General features: G+C 64.2%; 5 protein-coding genes. 2 read left to right on the top strand and 3 right to left on the bottom strand.

The window, feature by feature from the left end; all coding sequences use genetic code 11:
* Nucleotides 1-219: 219 nt before the first annotated feature.
* Entirely contained in the window at nucleotides 220-2,508 is a 2,289-nt protein-coding gene (locus J1C49_RS21035; protein WP_227447795.1) for a calcium-binding protein, read from the bottom strand.
* A 942-nt stretch (nucleotides 2,509-3,450) separates the two neighbouring features.
* The gene (locus J1C49_RS21040) at nucleotides 3,451-4,341 is read right to left on the bottom strand and encodes an AraC family transcriptional regulator (protein WP_227447796.1); all 891 of its coding nucleotides are present in this window, start codon (nucleotides 4,339-4,341) and stop codon (nucleotides 3,451-3,453) included.
* A 161-nt stretch (nucleotides 4,342-4,502) separates the two neighbouring features.
* On the opposite strand from J1C49_RS21040, the gene J1C49_RS21045 reads away from it, so the two are divergent.
* Entirely contained in the window at nucleotides 4,503-5,456 is a 954-nt protein-coding gene (locus J1C49_RS21045; protein WP_227447797.1) for an SDR family oxidoreductase, read from the top strand.
* Between the two features lie 154 nt (nucleotides 5,457-5,610).
* Here J1C49_RS21045 and J1C49_RS21050 read toward each other — a convergent pair whose 3' ends face one another.
* Nucleotides 5,611-6,399 (bottom strand): 3-deoxy-manno-octulosonate cytidylyltransferase, encoded by a 789-nt coding sequence (locus tag J1C49_RS21050; RefSeq protein WP_227447798.1) that lies wholly within the window; start codon nucleotides 6,397-6,399, stop codon nucleotides 5,611-5,613.
* Between the two features lie 209 nt (nucleotides 6,400-6,608).
* Between J1C49_RS21050 and J1C49_RS21055 the strand changes: the two genes are divergently transcribed.
* The coding region (locus J1C49_RS21055) for a calcium-binding protein (RefSeq protein ID WP_227447799.1) at nucleotides 6,609-8,344 on the top strand (1,736 nt) is incomplete at its 3' end.

Below are 8,344 nucleotides of genomic sequence, written 5' to 3' on the forward strand. Positions count from 1 at the left end.
CCCCGCAAGCGCAGGGTTTTGTTTCAGCCACGCTCCCTGCCGTGAGCCATCGCGCGCGGTTCGTGCGCTTTGTGACACCAGGGGAAGATGGATTTGACAGGGTCGGGCCGGGATCGGCCGCGCTCTGGCGGCGGGACCGGCGGGCGCAGATGGCGGCCCGGCACAGCAAAAGGCCCGCCGGGACCGGCGGGCCTTGATGTCGCGATCGGGGCCCCCGTCTCAGAAGAGGAAGTCATCCGCGTTCAGGGTGTCGATGGTCACGTCTTCGATGCGCAGCGTGCCTTCCCCGTTGTTGCCCCGGATGATGACATCTGCACCGTTCTGCGCGATGTGGTTGGCCATCATGTCGAAGTAGCTGGTGACGGTGTTCATGCCGGAGAGGTCGATCTGGTCGCCTTCGGCGGCGTTGAAGTCGGTGATGCGGTCGTAGCCGGAGCCTGCGGAGAAAACGAAGGTGTCCGCGCCGTCATTGCCGGTCATCTCGTCCCAGCCGGCCCCGCCGTCGATGGTGTCGTCACGGTCGGACCCGGAGAGCGTGTCTTTGCCGCCAAGACCGTCGATCTCCATGCCGGAGCTGGACCCCGAGAGGTCGATCTCGTCGGCATGGGCGGAGCCGGCAAGCGCCTCGAAGAACTTGAGCGTGTACTGGGTGTCGGTGCGACCCGCATCCTGACCGGAGATGGTGCGGCCATTGGCGGTCAGCGCGACACCCTGGCTTGCGAATTCGAAGCTGATCGCGTCCACGCCGCGCCCGCCATCGGCATAAAGACCGTCGGCATAGTCGGTGGCGCCGAAATCCGCACCGGCCTTGATGGTGTCGTTGCCGGAGCCGCCATAGGCCACGTCCTGGCCGCCGCGCGCGCCCATGGTGAAGATGAGATCGTCGCCGGAGCCGCCGTGGATCATCTCGGCCGTGGCGTTGCCCTGAAGGATGTCGTCACCGCCGAAGCCGTAGATGTCGTGGCTCTTCTCGGTCTCGACCTGCGAGGCGCGGCTGGAGGAGAAATCACCCTCGGTGCCCGGTGTGACCCAGCCGTTGTTGGCGCCGATGATGTCGCCAAACTGGGTGCCGATCAGCGGCGCATCGCTGTCTGTATCGATATTGACGAGCACCTTGGCGCTGGCCGCACCCATGACGGTGACGCCGGTTGCCCCTGCAACGCCGGACGCCGAAAGCGTCGCGCCGTCGAAATCGACCATCCCGGAAAGCCCGCTCTCGGTGAGCGTCGCGGCGGTGTCGATCTGCTGCTGGAGGATGTCGGCGGCAACGTCGCCATTGAGACCGCCGGTGCCAAGGTCGATATCGCGGGTGAAGGCTTCGGAGAGGAAGATCGTGGCGTAGGTCTGGGCGCCGGTGCCGTCGTCATAGGTGACCACGATGGCCTTTTCGGTGCCGCGATGCGCGATTTCGCTCTCGAAGACGGTGCGCACGGAGAGGGAGAACGCGTTGGTCTGCGGCAGAACCAGCGTGTCGAAGCGCGGATCGAAATCGATCACGGTGACGGCGCTGTTGCCCTCGAAGGGGCGCGCGGCGCTCTGGTTGGCCAGCTCGGCGAGGTTGATCAGCGTCTTGAAGCCCTGACCGGCGATGAAGCCCGCCACCGGGCCACCCAGCGCCGTCGCACCGGCTTCGACAACCGCGGAGCCGGCGGCCTTGATCACGGTGCTGCCGGTCTCGCCGAGGAAATCGATGATTGCGTTCTGGGCGTCATCGGTTGCGTCGCTCTTGATGTTGGAGGTGAGAAAGAAGATGTCCGCGCCACCGTCACCGATCATCACGTCGCGGCCGCCATTGCCGTCAAAGCCGCCGGCGATGAGCACATCGTCGCCCGCGCCGCCATTCATCCAGTCGCCGCCCAGACCACCCTCGATGGTGTCGTTGCCTTCGCCGCCGAGCAGCTCGTCGCGGCCTGCGGTCTTGATGGCTTCGACATAGCCTGCGAAATCGGCATCCTTGATGATGTCCCAGGTATAGCCGCCGTAGCGCGACGCTTCCGCCAGCTGGCCCTGCGGACCGCCAAGCAGCAGGTCGCCCCAGCCGCCGCCCAGAACGCCGCCATCGGGGTCGATGGCGTAAAAGCCGTCGCCGGAGATGTAGTCGTTGCCGGTGCCGCCATAAATGGTGTCGTCGCCCGCGCCACCGTAAAGCTTGTCATGGCCGGACCCGCCGTCGATCTCGTCATTGCCGGATTCTGCGGAAACCGTGTCGTAACCGGCGCCCGCATAGACGATGTCATCGGCCTTCTGGGTGATGAAGAAGTCGTTCCGCTCGACGCTTTCGTCCATGAAGATGCCGTGCTTGGGAACGGTGTAGTAATCGCCGATGGGGTTGATGACGGTGTTTTCGGTCAACCCGGTGGAGATCAGGCCCTTGTAGCCGCCGTAATGGATGTCGTTCATGTGGGCATTGGCGTTGACGTGATCCATGGACAAGAGCTTCCATGTCTCACCACCGGACTTGAAGGTTTCCATCATCGCCGGGGTGTACCAGATCATCTTGCTTGCCATTGTCTCGATCCTTCGGGTGTGTGTGTTGTTGATCCCTTGATAGCCCCCGGGGATCGTGCGGAGTGTGCCGCGCGGCACAGGCTGGTGCAGGTCGTGAAATTTTGTCGCCCGCTCCGGACACGCGGCCCCCGCGCCAGGCCGGGCGGCAGGACGATGGGCACAGGCGCGGATCGCGGGAGGGGCTGTCGCGGGGGGCGCCGGTCTGGGGGGGCGGGTCGGCTGTGCTGGTCGGGGGGCGCTTGTCCCGCGATATCCCCGACGCGGCCTTGGCAAGGCCGGCGCGCGCGCAGTGGGGTCGGGAGTGGGGTCGGGCAGGCGTTCAGGAAAAGACGAACACATCCGCGGTAAACAGATCCGGCGCGGGTTCGGGGACGCCCACGGGATCGGACGGTGTGACAGCGCCCGGACCGGTCGCAAAGACGGCGCTCGGGGACGGGCCGCCTGTGGTCTCCGCGGTCTGCAGAGTGCAGGACGACGCGAAGGCCTGACAGGGCGCTGTCATGGGCGCTGTCATGGGCGGTATCATGGGCGGTATCATGGGCTGTGTGGGGATATGGGGTGCGGGGCGTGTCATGGCGGCGGTCCTTTGCGGTGTGGCCTCTCCGTTCTAGACCCCGCAGAACCGCCCGCCTGTGCCGCACGACACAGGCAAGGCCGGGTTTTCCCGGGATCGACAACCGCGCAGACAGCCTCCCATGACCGCCTCGACAGGGTCAGAATATTACATAATCCGTATTATGGGATGGGTGCGGGTGTGCACCAGATGAGCGCACCCAACCTGCTGGTTTCACTTGCCGGACTGTTGTGGTGCATGTGTCATGATTTGCGCACCGCGCGAAGGTCGTGTGTGCGGACAAAGCCGTCATTCGGTTCAAAGCATTCAATGACGGCAGCACCACACAAACCGGACATTCGCCTCAAAGGTAAGCTAGGGCGAGCACTTTAGGTCAATCGTTCTGGCACATGCGCCGCATGGCTCCATTGCCGAGGTGACTGGCCATACATCCTTTTGAACTCACGGCTGAACTGAGAGGCACTCTGATAGCCGACGTCCCACGCCGCCTCCGACACGGTCTTTCCTTCGGCGATCTTCATGGCGGCGTTGTTGAGCCGCATGGATTTCACGAACTGGATCGGAGACATTGTCGTGGCTTCCTTGAACCGCCGATGGAAGACCGCACGGCTCATGCCGACGTGGTCGGCCATATCGTCGATGGTGACCTGTTCGTTCATGTGGTTTGAGAGGTAGTCGATGGTGCGCGCGATTTCGTTACCGACCCCAAAAGCCCGTCTAGCGGCGGCCCCGGCCTCGCCCTTGAGTACCGCGTAACACAACTCGCGCATGCGTCCCTGCCCGAGCACCTCCAGATCAACCGGATTTTCGAGCAGATCGAGAAGCCTAAGCAGCGCCTGCGTGAAACCACCATCCCAAGACGCCAATGCCAAAGCCGATGGCGTGCCATCCCGCGATTGTCTGTTGCCACCAGCGGCGGTCTCGATCTCCATGGTGAGCTCCCGCATCATCCGTGGATCCAGCGCGATCACGACGCCGAGCAGAGGATCGTCCTTGGACGCCAATGGCGTGCCCGCCTCCACCGGCAAAGTCATGGGGCACAGCAGGTATTTGTCGCTGCCATAGACGTGGTGCTTACCGTCCAGAACTGCTTCCTTGGTGCCACTGAGAATAGCCACCACCGTGGGCTCGTAGACAGCAGGCACGCAGGGCATGGCCTCGGGCACCCGGAAAAGCTGGACGCCCTTCAGCGCGGTGTCGACGAGGCCCGGCTCTGGCAGACGTCGTTCGAGAAGCTCTTTGATCCGGTCTTTACTCATGCACTCTAGCTGTCAGAAGACTTTCATCTTTGCAATATGACTGAGACGATTGGGCAAGTAATCGAGAGAATATCGCCTGTTTCCGTGCCCAGCCAGGTTCTATCTGTACCTTCAAGCAACAACACCTCAAACCGCCAGTTTGGGCTGGCAGGAGACAGAACATGGCAGATACGACATTCGGACCCAAAGGCTGGACACCTGAGCGCCTCGGCGACCAGTCAGGCAAGACCTACATCATCACCGGCGCCAACGCTGGCGCAGGCTTTCAAGCCGCGCGGATTCTTCTGAAAAAGAACGCCAAGGTGGTGATGCTGAACCGCTCAGCCGAGAAATCCGAGGCGGCAATCGCGGACCTGAAACAGGAAATCGGCGCGAAAGCCGACGTGAGCTTCGTCCGCATGGACCTGTCGGTTTTGGACAGCGTGCGCGAGGCGGCCGAAGAAGTCTTGAGTTCCGTGCCGCGCATCGACGCGCTGATCAACAACGCCGCCATCGCCCAGGTGCCAACGCGGAAGTTGACCGTCGATGGGTTTGAAAGCCAACTCGTCACCAATCATTACGGACATTTTCTGCTCAATGGCCTGCTCTTTGACCGCATCGCCGAAAGCAAAGGCCGGATCGTGGTCGTTGCCAGCCTCGGCTACAACATGGGCCTGAAGACTATCAAGTTCGACGACATGAACTGGGATGAGGGCTACGGCGCGAACACCGCCTATTCCCAGAGCAAGCTGGCGCAGATGATGTTTGCCTACGAATTGCAGGACCGACTGGCTGCTGCGGGGCGCAAGGATGTCGAGGTCTTTGTCTGCCATCCGGGCTCGTCGGCCACATCGTTGATAACCACCAGCGGAAGCCGCACGATGCGGTTCATCTGGTGGCTGATGACCAAGACGCCGATGGTCCAGACTGCGGAACAAGGCTCGTACCCGGAGGTCATGTGTGCCACCGAAGAAACACTAACCGAGCAACGCGCCCTCTATGGTCCGACGGGTCGTTTGGAAGCGGTCGGCCCGGTCGGGAAGGGCACATTGAACGCTCACGCCCATGACAAGGCTGTCATGACACGGCTGTGGGATGAGTCCGAAAAAGCCGTCGGATTCGAATGGAAACTCTGACCCGCGAATAGAAGTCAGCTGCCAGCGCACCATGTCCGGAGAGCGGACATTGGTGCGCAGCGCAGCATCGGGCAGTTTGGGCTCGCTGCTGCCATTGACGTTTTGACGCTGCAGCGCAGAAAAGGCGCATAAGCCCTTATAGGCGCATTCCCTCTCACATCGCCCGCAAAGCCGCCTCGATGCGCGGGATGTCGGAGGGGTTGTTGAGCTCCCAGAACACGCGCCCCCTGCCCTCCACCTCGACGCAGGCCACCGGCACGCCATTCTCCACAAAGCGCAGCTGTTCGAGCCCTTCGAGCGTCTCCAGCCGCCCCGGCGCCCAGCCCGTATAGGCCTGCAGAGCCGCGGCGCGGTAGGCATAGACCCCCACATGGTGAAACACCGGGATCGGGTCGGGCAGCTTGCCCGGATCGATGAAGGGGATCACCTCCTTGGAGAAATACAGCGCGTGGCCCGCCACGTCGAACACCGCCGTGGTCCCCCCGACCCGGCCCGCGCGGCGGTCCTCGGTGAAATGCCCATAGGTGACCGCGTCGCAGCGCAGCACCGGGGTGGCGACCTGGGCGGTCTCATCGGTGCGCATCGCGGCGATCAGATCCTCGACGAACCATGCCGGTGTCAGCGGCGCGTCACCTTGCAGGTTGACCACCAGATCGGCGTCGAGCGCGCCCGCGGCCAGCGCCTCGGCGCAGCGCTCCGTGCCGTTGCGGCAGGTCTCGGACGTCATGATGACCGCGGCGCCAAACCCCGCACAGGCCGCTGCGATCCGGTCGTCATCGGTGGCCACATAGACGTCGTCCACCCCCGAGACAGCCATCGCCGCCTCCCAGCTCATCTCGATCAGGCTCTTGGTCTCACCCGAAGGCAGGGTCAGCCGCGCCAGCGGCTTTCCGGGATACCGGGTCGAGGCATAGCGCGCGGGGATGACGATGGCGGTCTTCATGGGCAAGCTTTCGGCTGAAGCAGACCGGCAGGGCCGGCCGCGGTTCGGGAACAGGCCCGGGATGCCCCAAAGCGCGCCGCAAGACAATCTTCCTCCTGCCCGGGATCTGCCCCCACCGACGGTCCGCGCGCGCCGCATCTTTGGGGCGGACCGCAAAACGATGTATCCTGTGCCCCATCAGATAGTTCATTTCCTGAAAGGTTTTTCTCATGGCAGGCATCGCATCCGAAGACATCGTGCTGGTGTTCTCCGGCATCGACGTCAACACCACCAAGCTCTACGGGGTAGAGGCCGATGGCGACGTGGTGGAGATCTTCGACCCGCTCACCGATTACACATCGGTTCCGTCCGATCCGGATCTCTACCGGCTGGCCGGTCTGGGCACGTCAAGCGTGCCCTATGCGATCGTCGGCGACGATCTCTACTTCATAGCCCCCGTCGTGACCTATCGCGAAGGCAGCAACAGGGCGGAAGGGTTCGCCGAGCAGGTCTTTCGCCTGACCGAGGCAGGTGCGTTCGAGACGGTCCGTTACATCGAAGGCATCAATGTCGGCGGTTACGGCATCAATGACGACATGCTGCGGCTGGCCATCGAATGGCAAGGGCGCTACGCCTTCATCTCCGATCCCGGCACGGACAGGAATATTCCCGACCAGGTCACCGGCGTCGCGCCCGACGGCACCATCGTCCAGGAGACAAGCTTCACCCGGCCCGAAGCCACCCGCGCACCCAACATGGCGGTGCTGGGGGACGAGCTCTACGTCATCTTCGACGAGCGCAGCCCGCTCGGTCCCAACGAGCTCTGGCGGGTGAACCCGGACGGCACGCAGGCGTTTCTCTTCACCGACATGACAAGCCGGGTGCAGGACGTGGAGGCCCATGCCGGGGCGATCTGGTTCACCATCGACACCGGTCCGGGGACATCCCAGCGTACCCAGTTGTTCCGCGTGGAGCCGGGCGGCGAGGCGGAGGCGGTCGACCTGACCGACGTGGTCGGCCCGCGCGAGCAGCGCGGCTATCTCAAGGTGCATGACAATGGCACGCTCTATCTCTGGACGGTGCAGGGTCTCTACGAGGTGGCACCGGACGGGACGGTGACCGACGCGCTCGCGGGGGTGGAGGTCTTTCGCGTGGGCGACAGCGCCTGGTTCGACGGGACGCTCTATTTCGTGGGCTCCAGCGTGGACGGCGACCGCGCGGCGTCACAGCTCTACAGGCTCGACGGCGAGGGCCGGGCCGAGCAGGTGCCCGGCATCGATTTCCGGCCAACCGAAGGAATGGCCGAAGAGCTGACCGTCGCCGGAGACCGGCTCTATTTCACGGGAAATTCGGTTGTCGATGACGGGTTTGGCGGCACGACGATCATCAGCAACGTGCTCTACAGCCTCGGTGCCGACGGCGACGTGCGCCAGCTGACCGGGCTGGAAGGCGAGAATCCGGGGCTGCGCAGCGCCACCGGGCTCTTCGCCTACGAGACCGACGCCTTCTCGCCGCAGACCGTGACCGGCGGGCCGGGGCCCGATCCGCTGACCGGGCGGCGCGGCGATGACACGCTTTCGGGGGGTGGCGGGAACGACACGCTCGAGGGCGGGCCGGGCGACGACAGGATGGACGGCGGCGCGGGCGAGGATCTGGCCGTGATCGGTGCCGCCCGCGCCGATGTCACCGTCGCGGCCACGGCTGACGGCCTGACGATCACCTCCGTCGAGGGGACCGATACGCTGACCGGCATCGAGCAGGTGCGGTTTGACGACGAGACCGTCAGCGTGGACGCGCTGCTGGGGATCGAACCGCCGCCAACGGATATCGGCACGCCGGGGAACGACACGCTGACCGGCGACGAGGAGAACGACACGCTGTCTGGCGGTGCGGGCAGCGATTCGATCGATGGCGGCGCGGGCGACGACCAGGTGACGGGCGGCTTCGGCTTTGACACGCTGGAAGG

Origin of the sequence: Cognatishimia sp. F0-27 (assembly GCF_020667845.1) — a bacterium.
Classification (GTDB): Bacteria; Pseudomonadota; Alphaproteobacteria; order Rhodobacterales; family Rhodobacteraceae; genus JAFMPQ01.